General features: G+C 71.6%; 23 protein-coding genes and 1 pseudogene. 13 read left to right on the top strand and 11 right to left on the bottom strand.

The features are described 5' to 3' along the window. Positions 1–7: 7 nt before the first annotated feature. The 4 genes from P3T37_RS17860 to P3T37_RS17845 are packed head-to-tail and all read right to left on the bottom strand — an operon-like array spanning position 8 to position 3,967. Positions 8–877, bottom strand: coding sequence for a glycosyltransferase family 2 protein (locus P3T37_RS17860; protein WP_280724678.1), 870 nt, complete (start codon positions 875–877; stop codon positions 8–10). Beyond that, positions 874–2,115 (bottom strand): hypothetical protein, encoded by a 1,242-nt coding sequence (locus P3T37_RS17855; protein ID WP_280724677.1) that lies wholly within the window; start codon positions 2,113–2,115, stop codon positions 874–876. Before P3T37_RS17855 ends, P3T37_RS17860 begins: the two co-directional genes overlap by 4 nt. Further along, complete coding sequence (locus tag P3T37_RS17850) at positions 2,112–2,816, bottom strand: hypothetical protein (protein WP_280724676.1); 705 nt, start codon at positions 2,814–2,816, stop codon at positions 2,112–2,114. Before P3T37_RS17850 ends, P3T37_RS17855 begins: the two co-directional genes overlap by 4 nt. Next, complete coding sequence (locus P3T37_RS17845) at positions 2,813–3,967, bottom strand: glycosyltransferase family 1 protein (protein WP_280724675.1); 1,155 nt, start codon at positions 3,965–3,967, stop codon at positions 2,813–2,815. The genes P3T37_RS17850 and P3T37_RS17845 overlap by 4 nt, the downstream gene beginning before the upstream one ends. A 143-nt stretch (positions 3,968–4,110) precedes the next feature. Here P3T37_RS17845 and P3T37_RS17840 point away from each other — a divergent pair, with 143 nt between their 5' ends. The 3 genes from P3T37_RS17840 (at position 4,111) to P3T37_RS17830 (ending at position 6,388) form a co-directional block, all read left to right on the top strand. Next, positions 4,111–5,082: a helix-turn-helix transcriptional regulator gene (locus P3T37_RS17840; RefSeq protein ID WP_280724674.1), complete on the top strand. Its 972-nt coding sequence runs from the start codon at positions 4,111–4,113 to the stop codon at positions 5,080–5,082. Further along, entirely contained in the window at positions 5,079–5,648 is a 570-nt protein-coding gene (locus P3T37_RS17835; RefSeq protein ID WP_280724673.1) for a peptide deformylase, read from the top strand. The genes P3T37_RS17840 and P3T37_RS17835 overlap by 4 nt, the downstream gene beginning before the upstream one ends. A gap of 164 nt (positions 5,649–5,812) precedes the next feature. Beyond that, the gene (locus tag P3T37_RS17830; RefSeq protein ID WP_280724788.1) at positions 5,813–6,388 is read left to right on the top strand and encodes a hypothetical protein; all 576 of its coding nucleotides are present in this window, start codon (positions 5,813–5,815) and stop codon (positions 6,386–6,388) included. Here P3T37_RS17830 and P3T37_RS17825 read toward each other — a convergent pair. The 4 genes and pseudogenes from P3T37_RS17825 to P3T37_RS17810 all read right to left on the bottom strand — a co-directional run. After that, positions 6,364–6,600: pseudogene (locus P3T37_RS17825) on the bottom strand (DUF4188 domain-containing protein); the annotation flags it as partial. The gene P3T37_RS17830 and the pseudogene P3T37_RS17825 overlap by 25 nt on opposite strands. A 97-nt stretch (positions 6,601–6,697) precedes the next feature. After that, positions 6,698–7,300 carry a TetR/AcrR family transcriptional regulator gene (locus P3T37_RS17820; RefSeq protein ID WP_280724672.1) on the bottom strand — a complete coding sequence of 201 codons (603 nt, stop codon included), beginning with the start codon at positions 7,298–7,300 and terminating at the stop codon, positions 6,698–6,700. A 40-nt stretch (positions 7,301–7,340) separates the two neighbouring features. After that, on the bottom strand, positions 7,341–8,801 hold the full coding sequence (gene pcaB, locus P3T37_RS17815) for a 3-carboxy-cis,cis-muconate cycloisomerase (RefSeq protein WP_280724671.1): 1,461 nt from the start codon (positions 8,799–8,801) through the stop codon (positions 7,341–7,343). Further along, the gene (locus tag P3T37_RS17810) at positions 8,798–10,213 is read right to left on the bottom strand and encodes an AarF/UbiB family protein (RefSeq protein ID WP_280724670.1); all 1,416 of its coding nucleotides are present in this window, start codon (positions 10,211–10,213) and stop codon (positions 8,798–8,800) included. Before P3T37_RS17810 ends, pcaB begins: the two co-directional genes overlap by 4 nt. Before the next feature lie 259 nt (positions 10,214–10,472). On the opposite strand from P3T37_RS17810, the gene P3T37_RS17805 reads away from it, so the two are divergent. Continuing rightward, positions 10,473–10,997, top strand: coding sequence for a hypothetical protein (locus P3T37_RS17805; protein WP_280724669.1), 525 nt, complete (start codon positions 10,473–10,475; stop codon positions 10,995–10,997). Positions 10,998–11,082: 85 nt separating this feature from the next. Here P3T37_RS17805 and P3T37_RS17800 read toward each other — a convergent pair whose 3' ends face one another. Beyond that, positions 11,083–11,613, bottom strand: coding sequence for a sigma-70 family RNA polymerase sigma factor (locus P3T37_RS17800; RefSeq protein WP_280724668.1), 531 nt, complete (start codon positions 11,611–11,613; stop codon positions 11,083–11,085). Positions 11,614–12,014: 401 nt separating this feature from the next. Here P3T37_RS17800 and P3T37_RS17795 point away from each other — a divergent pair, with 401 nt between their 5' ends. Further along, positions 12,015–12,557, top strand: coding sequence for a 4'-phosphopantetheinyl transferase superfamily protein (locus tag P3T37_RS17795; protein WP_280724667.1), 543 nt, complete (start codon positions 12,015–12,017; stop codon positions 12,555–12,557). A gap of 285 nt (positions 12,558–12,842) precedes the next feature. On the opposite strand, the gene P3T37_RS17790 is transcribed toward P3T37_RS17795, so the two are convergent. Continuing rightward, on the bottom strand, positions 12,843–15,074 hold the full coding sequence (locus tag P3T37_RS17790; protein WP_280724666.1) for an MMPL family transporter: 2,232 nt from the start codon (positions 15,072–15,074) through the stop codon (positions 12,843–12,845). Positions 15,075–15,263: 189 nt separating this feature from the next. On the opposite strand from P3T37_RS17790, the gene P3T37_RS17785 reads away from it, so the two are divergent. Beyond that, positions 15,264–16,163, top strand: a complete 900-nt coding sequence (locus tag P3T37_RS17785) for an alpha/beta hydrolase (RefSeq protein ID WP_280724665.1) — start codon at positions 15,264–15,266, stop codon at positions 16,161–16,163. 46 nt (positions 16,164–16,209) lie between these two features. Here P3T37_RS17785 and P3T37_RS17780 read toward each other — a convergent pair whose 3' ends face one another. Next, positions 16,210–16,758, bottom strand: a complete 549-nt coding sequence (locus tag P3T37_RS17780; RefSeq protein WP_280724664.1) for an RNA polymerase sigma factor — start codon at positions 16,756–16,758, stop codon at positions 16,210–16,212. A 237-nt stretch (positions 16,759–16,995) separates the two neighbouring features. Here P3T37_RS17780 and P3T37_RS17775 point away from each other — a divergent pair, with 237 nt between their 5' ends. From P3T37_RS17775 to P3T37_RS17745, 7 genes are read left to right on the top strand one after another with little or no spacing between them, the layout of a single operon-like run. Next, positions 16,996–18,591 carry a class I adenylate-forming enzyme family protein gene (locus tag P3T37_RS17775; protein ID WP_280724663.1) on the top strand — a complete coding sequence of 532 codons (1,596 nt, stop codon included), beginning with the start codon at positions 16,996–16,998 and terminating at the stop codon, positions 18,589–18,591. Between the two features lie 5 nt (positions 18,592–18,596). Then, the gene (locus tag P3T37_RS17770) at positions 18,597–20,315 is read left to right on the top strand and encodes an AMP-binding protein (RefSeq protein WP_280724662.1); all 1,719 of its coding nucleotides are present in this window, start codon (positions 18,597–18,599) and stop codon (positions 20,313–20,315) included. Next, positions 20,312–20,599 (top strand): acyl carrier protein, encoded by a 288-nt coding sequence (locus P3T37_RS17765; RefSeq protein WP_280724661.1) that lies wholly within the window; start codon positions 20,312–20,314, stop codon positions 20,597–20,599. The genes P3T37_RS17770 and P3T37_RS17765 overlap by 4 nt, the downstream gene beginning before the upstream one ends. Continuing rightward, positions 20,596–21,612: a hypothetical protein gene (locus P3T37_RS17760; RefSeq protein ID WP_280724660.1), complete on the top strand. Its 1,017-nt coding sequence runs from the start codon at positions 20,596–20,598 to the stop codon at positions 21,610–21,612. The genes P3T37_RS17765 and P3T37_RS17760 overlap by 4 nt, the downstream gene beginning before the upstream one ends. Further along, a complete protein-coding gene (locus tag P3T37_RS17755) occupies positions 21,609–21,842 on the top strand; it encodes an acyl carrier protein (RefSeq protein WP_280724659.1) in 234 nt (77 codons plus the stop codon). Before P3T37_RS17760 ends, P3T37_RS17755 begins: the two co-directional genes overlap by 4 nt. 1 nt (position 21,843) lies before the next feature. Continuing rightward, positions 21,844–23,358 (top strand): AMP-binding protein, encoded by a 1,515-nt coding sequence (locus P3T37_RS17750; protein ID WP_280724658.1) that lies wholly within the window; start codon positions 21,844–21,846, stop codon positions 23,356–23,358. Then, complete coding sequence (locus P3T37_RS17745) at positions 23,355–24,467, top strand: diiron oxygenase (RefSeq protein ID WP_280724657.1); 1,113 nt, start codon at positions 23,355–23,357, stop codon at positions 24,465–24,467. The genes P3T37_RS17750 and P3T37_RS17745 overlap by 4 nt, the downstream gene beginning before the upstream one ends. Positions 24,468–24,475: the final 8 nt, after the last annotated feature.

The raw sequence follows: 24,475 nt of genomic DNA, 5'->3' as shown, positions 1-24,475 counted from the left end.
GTGGCGGTCACGGCTGCGGTTCGCTGGCCCGCGCGGGCCGCCAGCAGGCGGCGATCTCGGCTGCCTCGGCGGTCCAGCCGCTGGGCAGACGGCCAAGGGTGACGTGCCGGAAGGCGAGGCGAGGGTCGGAGACGTCGATGCGCCCGTGGTGGCGGTCGAGATGCCGCAGCAGTCGGCCGGCCTCCTCGCGGACGGCAGGGCTCTCCTCGGCCCAGATGCCGGAGGTGAACCGCTCGACGCGACGGCGGAGGTCGTCCGCGACGCCGGAGCGCCACTTGAAGTGATGCACGCATGCCAGCGCCTGCGGGTCGGGCTTGTGCCCGGGGGCGCGATGGTTGCCTGAGGCCACTGCAACGCCGGAGCGAGCGAGGACGATCTTGCGGGGATCTCCACGCAGGAGCCGGTGGGTGAGGTGGCCGCCGAGCGGGAACGAACGGTCGAGGCCGGTCTCAGGGCGCCAGAGGGCGAGACGGCCGTCTGCGGTGACGCGGTCGAGCATGAGACCGCCAATCACCCTTCGACCGCTGTCCTGGGCTGCTGCGATCACCTCGCCGAGCGAGACCGGGTAGGTCTGGAACTCGTCGGAGTCGGCGAGCAGGTGCCAGCCGGGGCCGGCCTTCTCGCGAAGCGCGTCCCGCAGGGTGGTGTTGGTGTACTCGTGCCACGGCCCTGTGCTGACCTGGCCGGGGACGATGCCCAGTTCGTGGCTGGCGGAGAGCAGTTGGTGACGCCAGGCGTTGGGGACGTGGTCGGGGAAGTGGAAGGCGAGGTGGAAGCGCTCGATGCCGATGGCGCGGTAGTGGCGCGTCCAGGCGGTCAGCAAGGCCGGTTCGATGGGGCCGATCACCGCGATGAGCGCGGGAGGTACGGGAGTCATGCCTTCTCCTTGACCTGCAGTCGGGTGCAGGTGTCGGTAAGGAATGCGGCCTGCTCAGCCGCTGGATGCATGCCGACCAGCCGGGGCGCCTGCGGTCCGGGCCGCTCGGGCACCGCATCAGCCAGACCATCCAGTGCTGTGGCGAGCGCGTCGGTGTCACCCGCCTGGAAGAGCCGGACCCAGGGCTGGCCGGCCAACCGGCGAGTGAGGTCGGGGTCGTGGCGGGAGACGATCAGGGGGACGCCGAGACGGACAGCGTCCATGACCAGCCCGCTCTCCTTGCCCACCCCTGGGAGGCGGGCGACGAGAGCCGCATCGGCGGCGGCATAGACCAGCCGCAGAACGTCGTCGTTGACGGGGCCGGGCAGCGTGTGGAGGCGGACTTTGGGCAGCTGGTGCCAGCGGGCGAGCACGGCGTCGTCCAGCGGGCTGCCGCACACCAGCAGGTGTAGCGGCTCGGTGAGACGGGCCAGGGCGGCGTCGATCGTCGGGATGTCCTTGTAGGGCCACCAGCCGCCGACTAGGCTCACCGCCCTCGCGTCGGCCGGGACAGTGAAGGCGGCGCGGGCACCGACACACTCGGCGTCGGTCAGCCGGTGGCCGTCGTCGACCGCGAACGCCCGTACCTCGCCGGGCAGGTGAGGGAAGGCCGGGGCGAACTGGTCCCGGACCGCCGCTGTCGGGTAGAGCGCGAGCACGCGTTCCTCGCCGCGCCGAGCGAGCCGGCCCAGCAGCCGCACCGGGAGATCCTCGGTGGTGACCGCCTCGTGGATGAACCGCAGGTGCTTGCTGCCGCCCAGCAGCGCGGCAGCGCCGTGCAATGCCTCGCTCGCAGTGAGGATCACCACCGCAGCGGCGTCCGGAGCCAGCTGGCGAGCAGTGCGAAGGCACGCCGCCTCGGTCAGACACCGGGCGAGGAGTGTGACCTGGTGCGGCAGCCGCCTCACGGCCTGCGGCCAGCGACGGGAGGTGAAGACCCGTCGGCCAAGGGCGGAGATGTGCTCGGCAGCGCTCGCGCCGCCGGTCAGGACGGCCGCCGCCAGCCCCACTGGGCCAGTGGCGGCCCGGGCCTGGGTCTCCTTCGGCACGGTAATGCCGTCGGCCAGACCGCAGGGCGCGATGACCAGGCTGCCGGGCCGGGCTGCGGCGAGCGCCGCCAGCGTGCGCTGGTGGTGCCCGCCGGGCCGGTGGGCGTAGGGCTCGATCAGCACCAGCGGTCTGCCCGGGTTCGGGTTCATCCGGCGACTGCCTGTTCGCCGTGCAGTGCGGTGAAGTGCCCGTGCAGCCAGGCCGGGTCGTTGAGAGCCTCGAAGCACTTCGGGTCGCGGGCGGCGACGGCGGCAAAGTCGATCCCGTCGCGGGCGCCGGCGGCAGCGTAGGCGGCGAAGTCGCCCTCGCTACTGGCCGTCCAGGCCGCGATGCGCTCCTGAGCGGAGGTGTCCGTCATACCGTACTCGCTGCCACGCGCGAGCATCGCGCACTCGCGGAACCCGGCCTTCCAGGCGTGGAACGGACTCTGGTTGAACAGCGTGGTACCAGCGGTCCTCTGGCTGAACTCGACCCGGCCGGGCAGCGCGGCCAGCACGTCGACCGCCTGCCCCATCTCGCGCAAGGTGCTCGCCCGGATCAGCTTGAGCCCGCCGTAGCCGTAGGTCAGGCCGTTGACCGGGTTGACCGCCCGCCACACCCGCATCGACACCCCATCGGCCAGCGGCTCCACCGCGCCCGTCGGGAACTCGTGGTCGATAGCGAAGTCCCCGTCGGCGAGGAAGAACTGTTCGGTGTCGACCAGTTCGGCGGTGAGCCGGTAGGCGCGGCGCATCCCGCGCACCCCGTGCAGGCGCTTGACGTTGCCGCCCAGCACCCGGGCGAGCCGGGTGTGCAGGGAGTCGGCCAATGGCTCGTCGTACGAGAGTTGGACCGCGTCGAAGCCGGTCACGCGATCGCCTCCAAGTAGCGGGCCGCCACCGCAGCCGGTGCGAAGTCGGCGGTGGAGGCGTGCGCGCGCTTGGCGTGGACCCGGTAGAACTCCGCGTCGCCGGCGAGGCGGGCGGCGATCTGGACCGCCTGCTCGTCGGTGTCGAAGAGCAACTCGCTGTCGATATGTTCGGCCAGCCAGCCGGTTCTCGGGGCGATTACGGGCAGGCCCATGCCCTGGCAGTCGATCACCGACATCGACCAGGGGCAGCCGGGGCGAAACGGGGCGATCCCGAAGTCGGCGTCGGCCAGCAGGTTGCGGTAGCGCACGCGGTCGCCCCGGTCGGAGGTGACGGTGACGCCGTCGGTCGCCGTGAGCTCAGCCAAGTGCCGCTCTGGGCTGGGGTCGAGGCGCATCCGCTCCGCGCTGCGCTTGCCGAACAGGTCCATCACCGTGAGCTTCACCGGTGCCTCGGCCACAAGGTGGCGGGCGAGCTGAGTGAAGCGGGCGGTGCCGTAGTGCGCGTACAGGCGGTGGTTGTAGATCCCGGTGGCCTGCCCGTCGGGTGGGGCGGCTTCGGCCGGGTCGCGCACCAGGCGCCCGTCCCTGGGGGCGGGCACCACATGCAGCTTCTCGCCGAGCTCCACGCCCATGCGGGCGGCGGCGGCCGTGGTCCAGGAAGCGGCGGCGGCGGAGTGGACCAGGACACGGTCGCAGGCCGCAAGGCCGGCCACGAAGGCCAGCAGCACGCTGCGGCCAAGCCCGCCGTCGTCCATTGCCGGGTCCAGCTCCAGGTTGCCCGTGTCGGTGAAGGAGAACGGCAAGTAGTGGCAGTACCCGGCGATCCGGGCGCCCACCCCGGCCTCCAGCAGTGCGGCCCGGATCGCGGGGGCGGCCTCGATCTGGTTGGCCACCACCACCTCGGGCCGGCATCGGCCCATCAGAGCGACCAGTCCCTTCATGCCGGGGTCGAAGCGGGCCCGGTACTTGGTGGACGCCGGGAGCATCCTCTCGAAGTGCACCCGGTCATCGCCCGCCGGGACGGGAGATGCCACGGTCACCTCGGCCCCGGCGTCGACCAGGGCGGGGGCGAGCAGGTCGGCGAAGGTGTAGCCGGAATCGGCTGTCAGCTGGCTGGAGTTGGAGACGTTGAGCAGGTACAGCACGCGCATCGCTTGCGCCCTCCCTCTCGTGGCCCGAGGGTCGCCTCGGGCTGCTAAAGGAAGGAAACTGGCAACAGGATCCGTGACAGAATGATGAATCGAGATCACTCACGGTTCATTCATCTCACGCGGCAGCCAGAGCGGGGGCTTTGATGGACGCGCAGGACGAGGCCATCACGACGGAACAGGCCGCCGAGGCGTTCGCGGCGGAGGTCGCCTACTGGCGCGAGGTGCGGGGCCTGCCCAAGCGGGAGCTCGCTGGGAAGATGGGCTTCGATCCGTCCTACGTGAGCCACGTGGAGTCCGGGCGGCACAAGCCGACCGAGGACTTCGCCCGCCGCGCGGAGGAGGTTCTGAACGCGGGCAAGGCCATCTGGAAGCGCTGGTTGGATTACGAGGCCGCCAAGGCCCGCACCACCCCGGCCACGGCTCCGCCCGCCCCCAGGAGGGCAGAGCAGCCGTACGCGACGGGGTCAGCGATCGTGGTGGAGCACGACGCGGCCCGCCTCGACTACGACGGCAGCCTCTACCGGCTGACGATGCGCCGGCTGCTGCGGAACACTGGCAGCGAGCCGATCACCCGCTACCTGATCCGGATCAGCGTCGACCGCTACCCCGGGGAGCCCGAGCGCTCCAACGCGCACTACCGCGAGCACCCGCTGACCTGGGACGAGCTGGCACTGACGGCCACCTGCCGCGGCGAGGAGATGCGCTGGCAGGCAAAGCACGACCGCGATGCGTTCAAGGAAGTGTGGCTGCTCTTCGAGAACGACCAGGGCCGCTACCCGCTGTACCCAGGCGAGTCGGTGTGGATCGAGTACGCGTACTCCGTCGGCGACGAGAAGTGGGGCCATTGGTTCCAACGGGCAGTCCGCCTTCCCACCGAGCACCTGGAAGTCGAACTCGCCTTTCCTGCCGAGCTTGACCCGGTGGTGTGGGGTACCGAGACCTCCATGACTGCCGAGGCGGCGCCGCTGCGGACCGCACCGATCCGGCGCGAGGAGGACAGTACGCGCGTCTTCTCCTGGAGCACGTCCACGCCCGCAGTCCACGCCCGGTACCGTCTGGAATGGCGATTTCGGGCACGACCCGAACGCGACACGACCCAAGGGGAGTTCAGGTGATCCAGGTGCGGCCCAGCGAGCAGATGCGTGACCTCGGCGTCGTACAGCAAGGCGCCCCCGTCCTCGCCGAGCCCGCCAGCCCCTTCGACGTGCCCGCCGAGCGGGAGGCTGCCGAGCAGGTCATCGAGAAGCTGTTCGCCTCAATGGACCGAATCGGGCAGATCCACCCCTTCGCCAAAGGGATGGGCATCGCGGCACCGCAGATCGGCATCGGCCGCGCCGCCGCCATCGTGCGGCCCGCCGAGGCCGACGCGCCGGCGATCATCCTCCTGAACCCCCGTATCACTGAAGGCTCCGAGGAGACGGACGAGCAGTTCGAGGGCTGCCTGTCCTTCTTCGACGTCCGCGGCCTGGTCCCTCGCCCGCTGCGGATCACCGTGGAGACCACGACGCTGGACGGCCGGACCGTCACCACCACCTACGAACGCGGGCTCGCCCGGCTGGTCCACCACGAGATCGACCACCTCGACGGGCTCCTCTACGTCGCACGGATGCGGGCCGGCGTCAGCCCCATCCCCGTCGAGGAGTACCGCCAGACCGGCCGTGCCTGGGCCTACGAGCAGTAGCCCGGGCCGCCCGTTCGGCCGCCTAGCGATGTGATCAAGCCCGCTGGCGCCAACACGCCTTGCGTGCCTGGACGTTGTGATACGTTCCGTAGTCCAACCAAAAATAGGCGACCCCGGCGGTGCGCTAACACCCCGGGGTCCGGCAACAGGAGCTGTAACTCCCGATGCGCGTACATCGTAACGCCCACATGCGTAACTTCACGGTGCTGCCCAACAGCCTGCTGCAGGACCGTAGGCTCACCTACACCGCCCGCGGACTGCTGGCCGACCTCCTCTCTCGCCCGGACGGCTGGCGCGAGGACGGTCGACACATGGCCGACTCCAGCCCGCAGGGGCGCGGGACGATCCGCAAGGCCTTGAAGGAGCTGACCGAGGCCGGGTACTACCGGGTCGAGATCATCCGGATGCCCGACGGCACCGTCCGCTCCGAGGCCCACGTCTACGACACCCCACAGCTGGCGATACCGGGTGTCCCCCGTCCGGTTTCCGGTCAGGCGACGACCGGCCTTACTGGCGCCTGTCTTGTAAAGAACCGGTACCAAGAACCCTCCCTCCCCGCTGAGCAGGCCGATCAGCCGTCGGCCGGCGCGGAGGTCGCCCACGCGACCGCAGGGCGGGAGGGGAGCCATGACCTCGTCCAACAGCCTCCGGCGATCCCGAACGAGCAGATCCGCGAGGCGGTAGCCGAACTGTTCCGGGTGATCCGCCGCGAGCCGGACTCCCAGTACTGGACGACGTAGTAGGTGCGCGGCGAGGCGGTCAGCAGGACGCGCCCGCGCAGGCCTCGCGCCGGCTCCTTGGCCAGGTCGTGGAGCATCCGGAACATGGCCGCCATCACCGGCACCCAGTGATGGACGGCCCAGAAGCGGTTGATGCGCATCCCGATCAGCAGCACCACGGTGTCTCCGGTGGCGGCTGCGGTGGTGAATCCCGGTGTCGGTTTGGCGAACACGTGTGCCTCCAGCTTTCCGTACCACCTATGTAAGCGGTGATTACATCAGCGCCCGACATCCCGGTCAAGGTTCCCTGCACGCCCAAATCCGTTGCGGTCAGCGAGGGTTGGCAATTCCCTTACCGAAGGTGTCCAGCACCTGCGCGGTCAGCTCCTCCGCCTTCTCCGGCGGCAGATACCCGTCGATGATCATCTGTGCCAGGCCGTACGTCAGTGCCTGACCCGCCAGCGCCACCAGCGCCGGGTCCCCGGGGCGCAGTTGGCCCGCGTGCTGGTCCGCGACGATGAACTCGGTGAGCGCCTCGTCGATCCCGGCCAGCCGCTGGCGCAACTCGGGCTGCCGGGAGGCCGTGAACACCCGTGAGCGGACCAGCGCGAACCGGTGCGGATGGTGGATCGCGTACCGGACGAACCCCAGCCCGAGCGCCCGCATCGCCGTCCCCTCGCTCCCCTCGATCTCGGCCAGCTGCCACTGCTCGAAGTCGGCCAGCACCCGGTCCGCCACCTCCGTCAGCAGCGCCTGCCGATCCGGGAAGTGCCGGAACGGCGCCCCCGCCGAGACCCCGGCCCGCCGCGCCACCTCCCGCATGGTCACCCGGTCCTGCCCCGCCTCGTCCAGCAGCGCCAACGCCGCCGCGACCAGCGCCTCGGGCAGGGCACCGTGGTGATAACTGCCGCGCTCGGTATGCCTCTCCGTCATGCCAGCAAGTGCTACCACAGGCCGGCGGCCTTCAATCCCCTCATGGCCGGACACGAGTGACGCCGTCGGTCTCCTCGGAGGACCGGTGGCGCGCGAGGGCGCGGTCCACGGTGGTGCCCGACTCGCCGAGGTAGTCCCGTGGGTCCGTGAGCTTGTCGAGGTCGCCGCAGGCGGCCTCGGTGCCTGGCGGCAGCAGGGCCGCGAGCACCTGCGGCAGCGGCTGCCCGGTGGCGGTGGACTCGGTGGTGGCCCGGGTCAGGGTCTGCTTGGCGGCGGCCCGGCCCAGGACGGGTGACAGCACCAGTGCCAGCCGCTCCGAGACCACCGAGCCACCCGTCAGCCGCAGGTTGGCCGCCATCCGTTCGGCGTCGACCTCCAGCCCGGCGAGCAGCTCCAGCGCCGTATGGGTCGCTCCGCCCACCAGCCGCAGGCACTCCCGCAGCGGCTGCCACTCGGCGTGCCAGGCGCCGGCCGGTCGCTCGTCCTCGGCGAGCAGGCTCTGGTTCAGCACGAGGGCGTAGACCGGTACCTGACGCGCGGCCGTGAGAACCAGGGTGCTGAGCACCGGGTTCCGCTTCTGCGGCATGGCCGACGAGGCTCCCCGGCCGTCCGCGGCCGGCTCGGCCACTTCGGCCACCTCGGTCCGGGACATCAGCTGCACGTCCAGCGCGATCTTGCCGAGCGCCCCGGTGACCAGGCTCGCCACAGCCGCCACGTCCGCGATCGGTGTGCGGACGACATGCCAGGCGGTCGGCGGCGACGCGAGGCCGAGCTCGGCGGCGTAACGGGCGGACAGTTCGAGGGCGCTGCCCGTCCCACGGGACCGGCAGATCTCCGCGTACGAGGCCAGCGTGCCCGCAGCTCCGCCGAGTTGGGCCGGCAGTCCGGTGTCGAGCAGGCGGCGGAGCCGGTCGGTCGCGTCCAGCACCAGCTGGAGCCAGCCCGCCGCCTTCGCCCCGAAGGTGATCGGCACCGCGTGTTGGGCGAGTGTCCGGCCGGCCATCGGGGTGTCGCGGTGGCGCTGGGCGAGCCTGGCCAGGGCCGCGGCGATCCCGACCAGATCGGACTCCGCGAGAGCCAGCGCACGCCGGCAGACCACCATCGCCGCCGAGTCCATGATGTCCTGGCTGGTGCAGCCGTAGTGGACGTAACTCCCGGCGTCCGGGTCAGCGCACTCGACGACCCGGGTGAACTCCCTGACGAAGCCCACCACCGGGTTGGCCGCCTCGCGCGCTCCCCTGGCGATCGAGACCAGGTCCAGCGAGGAGGCCCGCGCCTGGACGGTGATGGTCTGCGCCGCCGCAGCCGGTATCAGGCCGAGCTGCGCCTGTGCCCGGGCCAGGGCGGCCTCGGCGTCGAGCATCGCCTGCAACCAGGCGATGTCACCGGTCAGCGTCTCGACCGGGGTACCCGCCCAGGTGGGGGCCAGCAGTCCGGAGTCCGGGCCGGCCTCACCGGGGGCGAGCGACGCCGACGGGAGGAAGTCCCAACCGCTGCTCATGCCGACACTCCTTCAGGTGCGACGCCAGGTGCGAGTTCACGTGCGAGTTCAGGTGCGACGTCAGGTGCGACGTCAGGCGCGAAGCCGGGCAGCCAGCGCAACGCCTCGGCACGGAACCGAACGGTGCAGTCGAGCTGGCACAACACGGCGCTGCCCGCCGTTATCGCGCGGTTGATCAACACGTAGGACGGCGGCAGGTTGAGCTGCCGGATCAGCCCCCGGCTGTCCGGCCCTGCCACCCGGGCCAGCTCGGTACGCAGCCAGGCGCGGGTGAAGTGGAACTCCTCGTGTGCCGCGGGGACGGCGAGCGGGGCGAGGAAGGCGGCGACCACGTCCGGGCCGGGCGCCGACCCGGGCCGGATGAAGCCGACGGAACGCATCAACTCCTCGGCAGCCCCGAAACCCCCCTCGTGGGCGAGCCGTTGAAGGGTGCCAAGGGTGCGCGGGAGCCCTTCGGGCAGCCGCTTGACCGCGCCGAAGTCCAGGACGCCGAGCCGGCCGTCCGGCAGCACCCGGAAGTTCCCGGGGTGCGGGTCGGCGTGCAGCAGCCCTGCCCGGGCCGGCCCGGAGAGCAGGAAGCGGATCAGGCGCAGCCCGGTGGTGTCGCGCTCCTGCTGGGTGCCGTGCGTGATCACATCGGCCAGCGGCCGGCCGGTCAGCCACTCGGTCACCAGTACCCGGCCGGTGTGGGCGACCACACCCGGGACGTGGATGTCGGGGTCGTCCGCGTAGGCCTCGGCGAAGCTCTGCTGTGCGGCGGCCTCCAGCCGGTAGTCCAGCTCCTCCGCCACCCGGCTCTTCAACTCCTGCACCATGGGCCCGATCTCGAGTCCGGGGTAGGGGAGGGTGAGGATCCGCAGCAGCTTGGAGATCCGGTCGTAGTCGCCCAGCAGGGCCTCGCCGGCATGCGGGTACTGGATCTTGACGGCGACCTCCCGCCCGTCGTGCCAGCGGGCCCGGTGCACCTGCCCGATCGAGGCCGCCGCCGCCGGGGTCTCGTCGAACTCGGTGAACAACTCCCGCCAGGAGTCGCCGAGCTCCTCGGCCAGCATGCCGCGCAGCAGATCGATCCCCAACGGTGGTGCGGAATCCTGAAGTTGGGCAAGGGCAGTGCGGTACGGCGCGACCACGGCCGGGGGCAGCGCCGCCTCGAAGACCGACAGCAACTGCCCGACCTTCATCGCGCCGCCCTTGAGTTCGCCGAGAACCGAGAACAGCTGCTCGGCCGTGCGGCGCTGGAACTCCTCGGTGAGCGCCTCGGCGGACTGCCCGAGCAGCCGCCGTCCGACCTTGACCGCCGATCTCCCCGCGTATCCGAGCGGGAGAGCGGCAAGCCGGCCGGAGCGGGCCATCGGCCGCCAGGGGATCCCGTCCGGGAGCCCGCGTGGCGGGCGATCGTTGTTCCGGTCCATCTGCCGACCTCTTTCGTCCTGGGGGGCTCATTTCGAAAGAGTGGCGTTGCGGCCCGGATACTCCCTGCATTTCTTGAGGAAATCCACGGGTGACGGGGAGTACTTCGACACCGCGAGGACTCTTGTACGGTGGGGAGGTCTACCCCATCCGGCGCAGGGCACGGTCCGCATCCCTGGTTGTCGGCAGCCGCTACGAATGGAAGGCCTCGCGGATGCTGCCCCGTCACTCTGACGGAGCAGCTGGTCCAGGGAGGGAATGATGAGCAGCAGTGAAGGGTCGGCCGAGCAGACTCGGCCGGACTGGCCTTCGGTCGAGCTGGATTCGGTGCGCCGGCTACGAGTACTCGCGACGGCGGGCGGACATCGACTGTTCGAGGAACGCGTTCTGCCCGGGTCTTTCGACCAGGTCTGGTCGGTGGCCGCTGATCTGGAGGGGGAACTACCGGGGTTCATCTCCGGCCTGAGGTCCTTCAGCGTCTCGCCGGCCGTGCCGGGGAGTGACCGACTGAGTGCTGTGGCGACCAGTGCGATCGGGCACCGGGAGCACTTCGACATCGTGCTGAGGCCCGGCTGGTGCCTGATGCAGAGCAGCGCGGTGGTCGGCGGGATGGCCGCAGTGCCGGATCCGGACGGGGTGCGGTTCGCGCTCTTCGGCGGCCTGCGGCTGCCCGGCACTCAGGTGGTCCGGCAGCTGTTCCCGGCCGCTGTGAAGCGCAAGGGCCTGGTGATGATGGACCGCCTGGAGCATCGGGTGCGCGCCAAGATCGCAGCGGAGACCGCCTGACGGCGGCGGCCGTAGGCAAGTTGAGCCGAGCCGGGACGCAGGATGCGTCCCGGCTCGGCTCAACTGCCTTCAGGCCCAGTCGCGTTCAGGCTCGATTGCCTTCGAGCCAGGACTTGCGGAAGATGGAGCGGGCCCGGAAGAGCCGGGAACGCACCGTCCCGATCGGGACATTGAGAATGCCGGCGACCGCCTGCTCGTCCAGGCCCTGGATATGACGCATCGTCAGCACTGCTCGGTGCTCCGGAGTGAGGCGACCCAGGGCGTCGCGGATGTCCGCGGCGAGTTCGGCGTCGCTGGGGTCGGGCTCCTCGACCACCTCGGCTGCCGGGACTCGTCGACTGCGTGTCACGACCCGGACGGCCTCCCGTGCCGCGATGGCCTTGGCCCAGCCGAACAGGGCTTCAGGAGTTTTGAGTTGGTCGAGTCGCCGGAAAATCGCGATCATCGACTCCTGGGCCGCATCTGCGGCCTCCTGCAGGGCTATCGGCGCGCATACCCGCCCGACATAGGGTTCGAGCAACTCCAACAGCTCGCCCATCGCGATGACATCGCCCCGCTGAGCTTTTCGTACCAGTCCGGCCAGATCGTCCTGTTGTCGTCCATGCGTACCCGCCATCGACATATCCCCCGTCGTTGGTCCCCGTTCACGGACCACGCTGAAAGACCGTTTCGACGGCGTACAGCGGGCCACGTGCCATCACACCGCGGGAACACTAGCAGATCTTGGTCCGGGGGGGCCGTCTCATCCAATTCCGGCCAGTACTCATCAGTAGAAGTACTCATCAGTAACTGCATTCCGGGTGTTCGGCGCTATTCCGCGCTCCGCCGGGAGCGCCCGGGCCGCTCCGGGCCTCTGTCCCCATGAGGGCATCACGCCCGTTGTGGGACGACAGGAGAATTCGCGTGGATGCGCACCAGAATGCCGGGCCGGAGCAGAGTTGGCATGAACTCCGCGATACCGGACTCGGTTTCGCCGTGACCTATGTGCGGGAATTGGGAGGCGGGGGTGGGCACCGGGTGGAGCAGCGGTTCGCAGCGGCCTTTCCCGAGCGCCGCAGGGTCGAATTCCTGGCGGGGCGTGAGGCGTTGCACCGTGCTCTGGATGCGGTCGGCCTGGACCGCGGCCCGGTGCTCTGCGACGGGCCGCGCCCGAGGCTCCCGGTCGGCGTGCGCGCCTCGATCAGCCACTCGCAGGGCGTGGCCGTGGCGCTGGCCGGGCCGGCCGAGCACTTCCGTACGGTCGGGATCGACCTGGAGCTGAGCGGCCCGCCCCTGGCGGCGGCCCACCTGGTCCTCGGCCCGGCGGAGAGCGGCCTGCTGGACCCGGCGGCCCCGGACGCGACCGAGCGGCTGCTGGCGCTGTACTCGGCCAAGGAGGCCGCCTTCAAGGCGCTCAGCCCGCTGGTCGACGGTGACGCCCTGCCGGGTCTGCGGGCGATCCGGCTGACCGCCGGGCCCGACGGCTGGCACGCCTCCCCGGTGGCGCGGCCGGACCTCGCCGTCCAGGTCACCGTGCGGCGGACGGCCGGGGGCGTACTCAGTTGGGCACTGCCGACTTAGACCGACCGGCAAATGGAGGGCGGCGTCGCGGGCCGATGGCTCTCCCCCAGACGGCTTCTCCTCAGTCGCCAGGGCTCCTTCGTCGGCACCGCCTGGACTCGGCCCTCGACCCGCTCCTTCTCCCACCCTCCATTTGCCGGTCGGTCTTAGCCCTGATGAGGGTCGGACAACCAGGACGGGCGCGGGGAACTGTGCGAAACCGGAGGGCCACCACGTGCGCCCCGCCGCTTCGCGCAGTTCCCCGCGCCCCTGTCCGTCCCTGCTCGCTCACCTACTGGCGGAGCCTCAGACGACGAGGGCCACGGATGACTCGTGCTCCGGTACGGCATCCACGGCCGGGGCCGGCCCAGTGCCGTGACCGCCGTGACCGCCCGGGAGCCTGCGCAGCAGACGCGGCAGGTACCAGCTGCGGTCTCCCAGCAGGGTCAGCGCGGCGGGCAGCAGGACCGCCCGGACCAGCGTGGCGTCGATCAGCACGGCCGCCGACATTCCGACGCCGGACTCCTTCATGGACAGCTGGGGCAGCGCTCCGAAGACCGCCGCGACGGCCACCATGACGACGGCGGCGCTGGTGACGACCCCGGCGGTGCCCTTGATGCCCTCAGCGACGGCCCGCGCGGTGCTGAGGCCGCGGTCCCGGCCCTCGCGGATCCGGCTCACCACGAAGACGTGGTAGTCCATCGACAGCCCGAAGAGGAAGACGAACAGGAAGAGCGGGACCCAGGAGGCGATGCCGCCGGTCGAGGTGAAGCCGAGCAGCCCCTCGGCCCAGTGGTGCTGGAAGATCACCACGACCAGGCCGAAGGCGGCCCCGACCGAGACCAGGTTGAGCACCAGGGTCAGCGCGGCCATCACCAGCGAGCGGAACGAGAAGAGCATCACGGCGAAGGTGAAGAGCAGGACGAAGCCGGCCACCCACGGCGTGCTGTCGGAGAGGTGCTTGCTGCTGTCGACCGAGTTCGCGGTCGTGCCGCCGACCGCGATCTGCGCGCCCGCCAGATCACCGAAGGCGCGGGGGACGACGGTGCGGCGCAGCGTGTCGAGGGCGGCGACGGAGGTCCGGTCGGTGCCGTTGCCGTCCAGGCCGACGGTGGCCACGCCGACCTTGCCGGTGCCGTCGGCGTCGAAGGTGACCGGGCCGCGCAGGCCGGGCGTCGAGGTGACGGCCTGCCGCAGCCGGTCGAGCGCGGCCGTACCGGCCGGGCCGGTGAGTCCGTCGGCCTTGATGACGATCTTCGCAGGGGAGGACGCGCCCGGGAAGGCCTGCTGGATCCGGTCGTAGGTCTGCAGGGCGGCCAGGCTGCCCTTGGGCAGGTCACTGACGCCCGGGTCCGAGGTGTGCAGCGAGAACGCCGGAACGACCAGCGCCCCGAGGAAGGCCGCGCACAGCAGCACCGCGGCGGCGGGCCGGCGCAGCACCAGGTCGAGCACACCGGAACGCCCGGAACCCGTAGCCGACTTGCGTCGCAGCCCGATCCTGCCCTTGTCCATGCGGTCGCCGAGCAGCGAGAGCAGCGCGGGCAGCACCGTCAGCGAGCCGGCCACGGCGACGGCGACCACGGTGATCGTGGCCGTGGCCATGCCCAGGAAGATCCCGTTGCCGGAGAGGTAGAGGCCGGCCAGCGAGACGATCACGGTGAGACCGGAGACGAGGATCGAGCGGCCCGAGGTGGCGGCCGCGGCGGTCACGGCCGCCTCGGTGGTCCGGCCGAGCGCCCGCTCCTCGCGGACTCGCCTGAGGTAGAAGAGCGAGTAGTCGACGCCCACGGCGATGCCGATCAGCGACATCACCGAGCTGCCGTTCTGGTCGATCGGGACCAACTGGCTTGCCACCACCAGCAGTCCGCTCGCGGCGGTGACCACGGTGACGGCCACCAGCACCGGCACCAGGGCTGCCATCGCCGCGCCGAACGCGACCAGCAGGATGCCCAAGGTCACCGGGAACGACAGGAGTTCGGCATTGGAGTAGTCGGTGTTCAGCTTGGTGCCGTAGCTGTGGGCGAACGAGGCCTCGCCGAACTGCTCGACCCGCATGCCCTGGTAGGAGCCGGCCACCTTGGCCACCGCGTCCAGCACCGGCTGGACCCTGTCCTTCGCGGTCAGCCCGTCACCCGCCATGTCGAACTGCACCAGCGCCGAGTGCCGGTCCGCCGAGACCGCGGCCTGCCCGGCCGGGTCGAGCGGCGAGACCACATGGGTGACCTTGCCGGTGCCGTTCACCGCGGCGACGGTGTCCTTCACCGCGGCCTGGAACCGGGCCGACTCGACCGTCCCGGTACTGTCCTGGATGAACACCACCTCGTGCGCGGGCAGCGTGAGCCCGGCCTGATCGAGGATGTGCTCGGCCCGCTGGGCCTCGCCGTTCGTCAACTCGGCCGCGGTCGGGGTCCTGGGCTGGACCGCCCCGCCCAGGACGGTCGCCAGCACCACGAACAGCACCCAGAGCAGCACCGCTGTCCATCGATGGGTGGCGCTCCAGCGCCCGGCCGCTTCCGCGAGTCCTCGCCTGCTTCGCACGTCGTTCTCCCTGGTCGTCGAGTTCCATCGGCATCGGATAAGCCGTCACGGAAACAGGAGGGGGCGGCCCGCCCGGAGGTTCCGAGGGATTTCCACGGGAACCTCGTCCCCTGCCCGGCCCTCCTGACAGGACACAGCAACCGCCGGGAGCACGGGCTCCCGGTCCCGACCAGCCAGGGAGCCGTACCGATGACCGTCACCACCCCCGACGGGGCCAGGCCCTTCCCGCCGCTGCCCGGTGTGCGCCACCGATTCGTCGACATCGGCGGGGTCCGCCTGCATGTCGCCGAGGTCGGCCAGGGCGAGCCGGTGCTGCTGCTGCACGGGTTCCCCCAGCACTGGTACGCCTGGCGGCGGGTCGCCCCGCTGCTGTCGGACCGGTACCGGCTGATCATTCCGGACCTGCGCGGCTTCGGCTGGTCGGACGCCCCCGCCCACGGGTACGACACCGGCACCAGGGCCGACGACGTGCTGGCCCTGATGGACGCGCTGGAGCTGCCGTCCGTCCGGCTGATCGGGCACGAGTGGGGCGCCTGGGTCGGGTTCATGCTCTGCCTGCGCGCACCCGAGCGCTTCCGGCAGTTCCTGGCACTGAACATCGTGCACCCCTGGCCGCTGCACCACCGGCTGGCGCCGCAGTCCTGGCGGTTCTGGTACACCGCGCTGCTGGAGGCACCACTGCTCGGCCGCTACCTGCTGCGCCACCGGCCGGGGTTCACCCGCTACCTGCTGCGCCGCGGCGTGGTCGACCAGTCCGTCTGGGGCGGCGGCGCGCTGGAGGAGTTCGTGTCCTCGAGCGCCGAGCCGGGCGCCGCCAGGGCGGGCGAGGCCCTGCACCGCGCCTTCGCGCTGCGGGACGTGGCGAGCCTGGCGCTCGGCCGGTACCGCAAGCTGCGACTCAGCACGCCGACCCATCTGCTCACCGGGGAGCACGACTTCGTCCTGCCGCCCAGCGTGCTGCCGGGCGGGGAGCGCAACGCCGACGCGCTGCGAACCACCGCCGTGCCCGGCTGCGGGCACTACCTGCACGAGGAGCGGCCGGAGGTGGTCGCCAGGGCCGCCCTGGAGCTCTTCGAGACCCCCGCCTGAACCGGCCCGGGGGCGGCGGTCATCGCGGGCCGCCGCCCCCGGTTTCTCACGCCGTCCAGGCCGTACGGAAGCTGCTACGGGCCCGGCTCAGCCGCGACTTGACGGTGCCTCGGGCCAGCCCCAGCACCTCGCCCGCCGCCTGCTCGCTCAGCCCCTCCAACTCCCTCAGCACCAGGATCGCCCGGTGCTCGGACGAGAGCCGGCCCAGGACGTCGTGCACGTCGGTGGCCAACTCGCTGTCGGCCAGTACCGGTTGGTCGCCGACATCGGGGACCGGCGTCTCGCGGGAGGCGCGGCGGGCCACCCGGACGGCCTCCCGGACGGTGATGGTGCGCACCCAGCCGTACAGCGCGCTCGGGTCCTTCAGGCCCCCGATTCCCCGGAACACCACGATCAGCGCCTCCTGTATGGCGTCCGCGCTCTCGGCCAGGGCGATCGGACGGCACAGCCGCCCGACGTACGGAAGCAGCAGCTCCATCAGGTCGTTGAGCGCTATCACGTCGCCCGCCTGCGCGGCGCGCACCAGGGGGGCGGCGATCTCCCATGGGGTGAGGGCCTGTTCCTCCAGGGCCGGTTGGAGCTCTGCTCGACTCATACCCGATAAGAGGAGCCAAACCGCCGGAACGCTCCCTGCGAGCCCCAAACCGAAGTCCGGAGAAATTCTCGAGGATCGGTGGAGTGTGTCAGGTCTCCCCTCGCTCTTATCCGGTGTCGGGCTTTTCGCCCCCGTCCGGACGACCTCCGGAGTGCCGAACCGAGCGCTGACACCCCCCACATCCAGACACGCCGTACTCCGGCGTGCCATCAGCAATGCCGAGCAGAGGGAATCCGCATGCCTGACGTATCCGCACTCCAGCTGGGCACCGTTCCGCAGCCCACCGCGCCGCTGGGCGTGCTGCCCGAGATCGCCGCGGCCAAGCACCCCGACACCCCGTTCCGCTCCGACCTTCCCTGGCGGACGTACGACGGCCCGGTCACCACCTTCGCCGAGTTCGCCGTAGCCGTCGAGGACTACGCGGACCGCTTCTGGGCCGCCGGCATCCGGCGCGGGGACACCGTCGCGGTGGTGCAGCGCAACCACATCGAGGTCGAGGGCGTGATGTGCGCGCTCGGCCGGATCGGCGCGCTGCCCGCCCTGCTCTCGTCGGCGATGGAGACCGGCGAACTCCTCGAGTGCTTCGCCCGGTTGGGCAACCCGTACGTGCTGGTCGACTCACTCGGCCTGGCCCGCCTGGCCGAGCACCGGCACGCGCTGAGCCTGCTCACCCGCAGCGTGCTGTCGCTGGAGCCCACCGACGCCGACTGGGTGCTCCCGGTGCAGGACCGCGCCCCGCACGTCGCGGCCCCGCGCGACGAGGACGACTGGTTCGTCATCACCCACTCCTCGGGCACCACCGGCGCGCCGAAGCTCGCCGCGCACTCGACGCGGTCGCTGTTCGGCATGGTCGCCCCGATGATCATGATCTTCCGGGACCAGTACAACCCGGCCGACCTCAACGCCAAGCACCTCTCCTTCGTGCACGCCCGGACCTGCGCCGGCACGCTCGCCTCGCTGGAGACGTCGATGGCCTCGCTCTCCATCGCCGACCCGTCGCCCGAGAACGTCAAGCGGCTGCTGCTGGAGCACCGCCCCACCTCGGTGGAGACCCACCCGAACATCTTCATCCAGTGGGAGCAGCTGGCCGCCGACCCCGACCGTCCGTTCGGCGGCGTCGAGCGGTTCATCAGCACCTTCGACGCGATGCACCCGCGCACCGTGCGCACCCTGCTCAGCGCCTCCGACCAGCCCGGAGCGCACTACCTCCAGGCGTACGGGCAGACCGAGTCGGGCCCGATCAGCCTGCGCGTCGTCACCCGGGACGAGTCGGCGCACTACTCGCCGCGCAACGTCGGCCACTCGGGCGGCGGGATGGAGGTCCGGATCGTCGACGAGGCGGGCGCGCCCGTCCCCGCCGGCACGCCGGGCCGGATCGAGACCCGCTCGACCGGCCGGATGCGCGGCTATGTCGGCGGGCCGGCCATGCCGCCCGAGGACTCGTGGTGGCCGATGGGCGACATCGGCCGTCAACTGGCGGACGGATCACTTGAGTTGCTGGACCGCGAGGTCGAGCACGTGGACGGCGTGGACAGCCTGCTGGAGAAGGAGGACCGGCTGCTGGAGGCGCTGCCCGAACTGGTCGAGCTGGTGCTGATCAAGTCCGAGGACGGCGGGATCTTCGCCGTCGCCTGCCCGCGCCCCGGCTCGGTCCCGGACCGCGAGCGGTTCCACGCGGTGGCGGCCGAGGTCGGTCTGCCCGAACTCACCGTCTGCTTCTGGGAGTGGGAGGCCATGCCGGTCACCGGCTCGTACAAGGTCCGTCGCGCGGTGCTGCGCCAGCGGCTCGGCAGCCGCCTCGGCCGCTCGGCCGCCCTCGCCGGGGCCCGGTGACGACGATGACCCATCTCTGGCACCTGCTGGCCGAATCCGTGCACGACGGCACCGTGCTGCACACCCCGTCCCGGGACTGCGGCCCGGTCACCGGCCCCGAGCTGCTCGACCGTGCCGAGCGGACCGCCGGTGCGCTGCTGGTCGGCGCGGGCCCGGACTCCCCGGACGCCGCCGACTCCGGCCGCCCGGTGCGCCGCGCCGGGCTGCTGATGGCCAACGGCGAGCCGTGGGTCCGGGGCCTGCTCGCGCTGCTGCGCCTGGACGCCGCCGCCGTACCGCTGGCCCTCCCGGTGGCCTTCGGCGGCGTGGAGGCCTACGCCGAGCACATCCGGCGGATCTCCGAGGACGCCTCGCTGGACGCGATCCTGGTGGACGGCTCGGTCGGCCATCGGATCCTGAACCGGATCCGGCTGGTCGTCCCCGGGCTTCGGATCATCGACATCGCCGAACCCCCGGCCGATCACGCCGAGTTGCCGCCGACCGGCCTCGGCGGCGACACCCCGGCGGTCATCCAGTACACCTCCGGCAGCACCTCCGCTCCCAAGGGCGTCGTCCTCGGGCACGCGGCCGTCTCGGCCGGCCTGGACGCCATCGCCTCGGGCACCGAGTGGTCCCCCGAGGACCACCTCGGGCTCTGGCTCCCGCTCTTCCACGACATGGGCCTGTTCACCCTGCTGAACGCGCTGCGCCGGGGCAGCAGGGTGCACCTGTGGCAGCCGGGCGACTTCGTCCGCCGGCCGCTGCGCTGGCTGGCCGCGTTCGCCGAGGCCGGGGCCACCGCCGCGCCCGCGCCGAACTTCTTCTACGACCACCTGACGGCCGCGGCCGCGGCCGAGGGCCTGCCGGACGGGCTCGACCTGTCCCGCTGGCGGCTGGCCGGCAACGGCTCGGAGCCCGTCCAGTTGCGCAGCCTGCACGCCTTCCAGGCCGCCTTCGGGCCGGCCGGGCTGCGCCCGCAGGTCGTCCAGCCGCAGTACGGGCTGGCCGAGGCCACGCTGATCGTCAGCACCGGCCGACCGTTCGCGCAGTACCGCAGCATCGACGTCGACCGGCTGGAACTCACACCGGGCGCCCACGTCACGCCGCTCCCGGCGGACCACCCGCAGGCGCGCAGCGTGGTCTCCTGCGGCACCCCGGTGGACGGAGTGCGGGTCCGGATCGCCCACCCCGACCGCCCCGGCCAGCCGCTGCCGGCCGGCACCGTCGGCGAGGTCCAGATCAGCGGCCCCTCCGTCACCTCCGGGTACCTGGGGCTCGCCCCCGAGCAGCAGCCGTTCAGCCCGGACGGCTGGCTGCGCACCGGCGACATCGGCTTCCAGCTCGACGGCGAGCTCTACGTGGTCGGCCGGATCAAGGCGATGGCGATCGTCCACGGCCACAACTACTACGCCGAGGACGTCGAGGACATCGTGCGCAACACCCCCGGCGTGGACCGCAGGCACTGCGCCGCCTTCGCCTGGGGCTCGGACGGTGACGAGCGGATGGTCGTGCTCTGGGAGACCAAGCTCGACCCCGGCCAGGCCGCCGAGGTCAGCCAGGAGATCCGCACCCGGCTGGCCGGGCGGCTCGGCCTCGGCTCGGCCGACGTCTGCCCGGTGGCGCCGTCCAGCATCCCGTTCACCAGCTCCGGCAAGGTCAAGCGCTCGGCCGCCGCCCTGCTCTACCGCGAGCCGGCGACCACGGCCGCCTCCTTGGCCAACTCATCGAAGGGAACCACCACATGAGCATCACCAGCAGCGACCTGCAGGCCCGCCACGACGTCCGCATCCTCGGCGTCGTCCGGACCGCCCTGGCCGGCCACTCCGGTGTCCCGGTCGAGGCCATCGACCCGGCCAAGCCGCTCTCGGCCGTCCCCGGTATCGAATCGGTCAAGGCCCTGCGCGCGATCACCGAGATCGAGGACGAGTGCGACGTGGTCATCCCGGACGACTTCCTCTTCGAGACCGCGACCGTCGCCGAACTGGCCGGCTTCGTGGCCGACCTGGTGGCAAGGAGCGCCCGGGCATGACGGTCGAACTCGCCCAGCCCGAGGCCCTCGTCCACGCCGTCGGCCGGTTCCGTACCGCGCCGAAGGACATCGCCCGCTACGACACCGGCGTGGACACCGCCGCCCGCGCCCTGCGGGCCACCCCCGACCAGGTCGGCAGACTCGCCGCGGCCGGCCTGCCGCACAGCCGCGACACCGAGGGCGCCCTGCTCTTCGACTACGACGACCTGATGAACGTCGGGATGTTCTGCGGCACCGGCCAGACCGTCCCCGAACTCGGGCTGCGCTTCCTGATGCGCTTCGCCGCCACCGCTCGGCCGAGCTGGTTCGAGCCGCGCTCCTGGGAGGTCGGGGTGCACCCGGCCCGTACCGCCGCCGGGGCGCCGCAGGGCTCGGCCGCCCGGTTGCCCGAGGTCAGCGTCCGGCTGCCCGACGACCAGGCCCCCGGGGTCGAACTGCTGGACGGGCAGCGCCTGCCGGACGGCCCGCTGGCCGAGGGCGGCTACGAGATCGCCGTCCGCCTCACCGGCGCCGACCGGACCGTCCACGACCCGGCCGTCCGGGCCGTCTGGGACGAGGTGGTCAACACGCTGGCCGCCCGGGACGTGCTCTACCAGACCGTCCCCGAGGCACTGCGCGAGGACCACCACCGGGCCTGGGGCCTGGGTGTGGCGGACTGCGTGGTCGCCTCCCGGCTGCTCACCGACATGCTGCTGGAGCGCGGGTACCAGGCCCGCGCCCGGCGCGGCTACCTGCTCGGGCTCTTCGGCAGCGACCACGCCTGGTGCGAGGTCTTCGAGGACGGCGTGTACAAGTCGCTCGACCCGGTCTTCGGCTTCGTCTCCAAGCTCGGCGACCGGACCAGGGGCGTCGCCGAGTCCCCCGAGTTCGCCGAGGCCTGCTTCGGCGGCCGCTTCAACCGGCTGCTGCCGTGCCGCACCGAGAGCGCGCAGCCGCTGGTCTACTTCGCCGACGCGCCCGCCCCCTACTGGGCGATGGCCGGCGTCGGCGCCCGCCCGAGGAGGACCGCATGAGCACCGCCCGCACGCTGGTCGGGGCCAGCCTGGACACCGCGGCCTTCCTCGACCGGCTCACCGACGACAGCGACTTCGCGCGCGCCGGGGTCAACTCCGGCGAGCTGATCAAGCTGGCGCTCGCCTGCGAGGAGTACCTCGGCCGGGCTCTGGACGACGAGGAACTGGCGGACCTGACCTCGATCAACGCCGTGGCCGAGCTGATCTCGGCTGCCGGGAAGGAGAACTGACGTGTGGCTCGGACACGTGGTCCAGCGCGGTCTCGACCGCCGGCCCGACGCGCTCGCCCTGCGCGACGCCCGCCGGGACGTCAGCTGGCGCCGACTCCACCGTGAGGTGGGCGCGCTGGCCGAGCTGCTGGCCGGGCACGTCCCGCCCGGCGGGCGGCTGGCGGTGCTCAGCGGCAACCGGGTCGAGGTGCTGGAGGCCTATCTGGCCTGCGCGGCGGCCGGGGTGGTCGCGGTGCCGGTCAATCCGGCGCTGACCGACCGGGAGATCACCGACATCCTCGACTCGGTGGAACCCTCCGCCGTGCTCGCCGAGCCCGGCCACGCGGACCGGCTCGGCGGGCTCCGGCCCCGGCTCCCGCTGCTGGACATCAGCACCGTCGAGAGCCTCCCCGAGGCCACCGGCCGCATCGGCGCCCGGGCAGCGCTGGGCGATCCGGTGGCGATCCTGCACACGTCGGCAACAACCGGGCGTGCCAAGGGAGTTGTCGTCGACCAGCGCTCCCTCAAGCTGAACGCACTGTCCTGGCTCGCCGACGTGGCTCCCGCGCCCGGCACCGTCTTCCTCAACGCCGGGCCGCTCTTCCACGGCAGCATGGTGATCGCCCTGGACTACCTGGCGGCCGGCGGCACGGTGTGCGTCCTGGACCGCTTCACGCCGCAGGGCTGCCTGGCGGCCATCGAGCGCTGGCAGGTCGAACACGCCTTCCTGGTGCCGTCCATGGTCCGGCTGCTGCTGGACGCCCGGGGCCTGGCGGGCGCCGACCTCTCCACGCTCCGGCTCCTGCTGCACGGTGCGGCCCCGATGCCGGCCGAACTCGCCGCCGAGGCCGAACTCCGGCTCTCGGTCAGGACGCAGACCATCTTCGGCATCACCGAGGGCGGGGGCCCTGTGCTGTCCTTGGCGTCCGACAACCCGGTGGGCGAACCGCTGGTCCCCGGCGCGGTCTGCGTCGGACGCCCGATGCTCGGCACCGACGCCCGGCTGGTCGACGAGCGGGGCCGGCCCGTGCCGCCCGGGACGATCGGTGAGCTGGAGATCCGCGGCGACGGGCTCATGCAGGGCTACTGGAAGAACCCCGAAGCCACCGGCGAGGCGCTGCACGACGGTTGGCTGATCACCAAGGACCTCGGCTACGCCGACCCCGAGGGCCGGATCTGGATCGTCGACCGCCGCAACGACCTGATCCTGCGCGGCGGCCAGAACGTCTACCCCGCCGAGATCGAGCACGTACTGCGCCAGTCGCCGAACGTCGCGGACGTCGTCGTCGTCCCGGCACCGGACGCCACCTGGGGGCAGTCCCCGGTGGCCTTCGTCCAGCCGACCGCGCCGGAGGCGTTCGACGAGGCGGAACTGCTCGACCTGTGCATCGCGGGCCTCGCCGCGTACAAGCGGCCGAGCCGCTTCCTCCGTATCGACCGAGTGCCCCGCAATCCCGCCGGCAAGGCCCTGCGCACCGAACTGCGCACGCTGGCAACCACATCCACCGCCGAGAACGAACCGGAGCAGGCCCAGTGACCCAGATCGACTACACCGACCAGGCTGTGCTGACCGGGCTCGCGGGCGGCAAGGCGATCCCGGTCAACGGCACCGCCGTCTTCCAGTGGGACTACGACACCCGCAACGAGAAGATGCTCCGGCTCTACGTCCAGGGCAAGCAGCGCCAGTGGGACATGGACGACAGACTCGACTGGGACCACGAGGTGGACCCGGACGACCCGCTGGGCCTTCCGGACGACTTCATCTCCATCGCCGGGTCCGCGCTCTGGGACCGCCTCCCGGAGGAGGAGCGGCGGACCGTCCGCCGGCACACCAGCGGCTGGCTCTACTCGCAGTTCCTGCACTCCGAGCAGTTCGCCCTGATCGGCGTCGGCAAGATCTGCCAGGCCGTCTCCGACCTCGACTCCAAGATGTACGCGGCGACCCAGCTGATGGACGAGGCCCGGCACGTCGAGGGCTTCAACCGGTTCATCAGCACCAAGATCGGCCTCCGCTACGGCCTCTCCCCCTCGCTCAGTGCCATGTTCGAGCACGCGATGCGCGAACCCCGCTGGGACTTCGGCGTGCTGGCCGCACACATCCTGGTCGAGAACATGGGCCTGGCGACCTTCGGGGTGCACCGCGAGCGGCTGAAGGACCCGCTCGCCCGCGCCTTCAGCGCCTACGTCGCGCGGGACGAGGCCCGGCACGTCGCGTTCGGCCGACTGCTGCTGCGCCAGTACTACCCGCAGCTGACCGAGGCGGAGCTGCGCGAGCGCGAGGACTTCGTCATCGAGGGCTGCTGGGCGCTGCGCGACCGGTACGTGGACGACGACATCTGGAACCGGCTCGGCTACGGCGAGGAGGCCGTCAAGGCCTCCCGGCGCTCCCCCGCCAAGCGCGAGTTCCGCCGCCTGGTCTTCATGCGGATCGTGCCGGGGCTCAAGGAGATCGGCCTGTTCGGCCCGCGAGTCCAGGACGGGCTGCAGAAGATGGGCGTCCTCGGTTTCAGCGAGGTGGACGAGGCGGCGCTGCGCGAGCTCGACGACAAGGCCGCGGTGGACGCGATGACCCAGCGTGAGATGGCGGACCGCCACCGCAACATCCAGCAGATGATCGCGCTCGGCCGCACCGAGAGCGCGAAGTGACCCCATCC

It is taken from the genome of Kitasatospora sp. MAA4, assembly GCF_029893355.1.
GTDB lineage: Bacteria > Actinomycetota > Actinomycetes > Streptomycetales > Streptomycetaceae > Kitasatospora.
This window is presented reverse-complemented; position numbering and strand designations above follow the sequence as displayed.

Bases quoted from the DNA above. Each gene is read 5' to 3' on its own strand.
- P3T37_RS17820 (WP_280724672.1), bottom strand. From the start codon at position 7,300: ATGACGGAGAGGCATACCGAGCGCGGCAGTTATCACCACGGTGCCCTG.
- P3T37_RS17860 (WP_280724678.1), bottom strand. From the start codon at position 877: ATGACTCCCGTACCTCCCGCGCTCATCGCGGTGATCGGCCCCATCGAA.
- P3T37_RS17840 (WP_280724674.1), top strand. From the start codon at position 4,111: ATGGACGCGCAGGACGAGGCCATCACGACGGAACAGGCCGCCGAGGCG.
- P3T37_RS17775 (WP_280724663.1), top strand. From the start codon at position 16,996: ATGCCTGACGTATCCGCACTCCAGCTGGGCACCGTTCCGCAGCCCACC.
- P3T37_RS17800 (WP_280724668.1), bottom strand. From the start codon at position 11,613: ATGGCGGGTACGCATGGACGACAACAGGACGATCTGGCCGGACTGGTA.
- P3T37_RS17755 (WP_280724659.1), top strand. From the start codon at position 21,609: ATGAGCACCGCCCGCACGCTGGTCGGGGCCAGCCTGGACACCGCGGCC.
- P3T37_RS17855 (WP_280724677.1), bottom strand. From the start codon at position 2,115: ATGAACCCGAACCCGGGCAGACCGCTGGTGCTGATCGAGCCCTACGCC.
- pcaB (WP_280724671.1), bottom strand. From the start codon at position 8,801: ATGAGCAGCGGTTGGGACTTCCTCCCGTCGGCGTCGCTCGCCCCCGGT.
- P3T37_RS17770 (WP_280724662.1), top strand. From the start codon at position 18,597: ATGACCCATCTCTGGCACCTGCTGGCCGAATCCGTGCACGACGGCACC.
- P3T37_RS17765 (WP_280724661.1), top strand. From the start codon at position 20,312: ATGAGCATCACCAGCAGCGACCTGCAGGCCCGCCACGACGTCCGCATC.
- P3T37_RS17785 (WP_280724665.1), top strand. From the start codon at position 15,264: ATGACCGTCACCACCCCCGACGGGGCCAGGCCCTTCCCGCCGCTGCCC.
- P3T37_RS17810 (WP_280724670.1), bottom strand. From the start codon at position 10,213: ATGGACCGGAACAACGATCGCCCGCCACGCGGGCTCCCGGACGGGATC.
- P3T37_RS17760 (WP_280724660.1), top strand. From the start codon at position 20,596: ATGACGGTCGAACTCGCCCAGCCCGAGGCCCTCGTCCACGCCGTCGGC.
- P3T37_RS17805 (WP_280724669.1), top strand. From the start codon at position 10,473: ATGAGCAGCAGTGAAGGGTCGGCCGAGCAGACTCGGCCGGACTGGCCT.
- P3T37_RS17780 (WP_280724664.1), bottom strand. From the start codon at position 16,758: ATGAGTCGAGCAGAGCTCCAACCGGCCCTGGAGGAACAGGCCCTCACC.
- P3T37_RS17845 (WP_280724675.1), bottom strand. From the start codon at position 3,967: ATGCGCGTGCTGTACCTGCTCAACGTCTCCAACTCCAGCCAGCTGACA.
- P3T37_RS17830 (WP_280724788.1), top strand. From the start codon at position 5,813: ATGCGCGTACATCGTAACGCCCACATGCGTAACTTCACGGTGCTGCCC.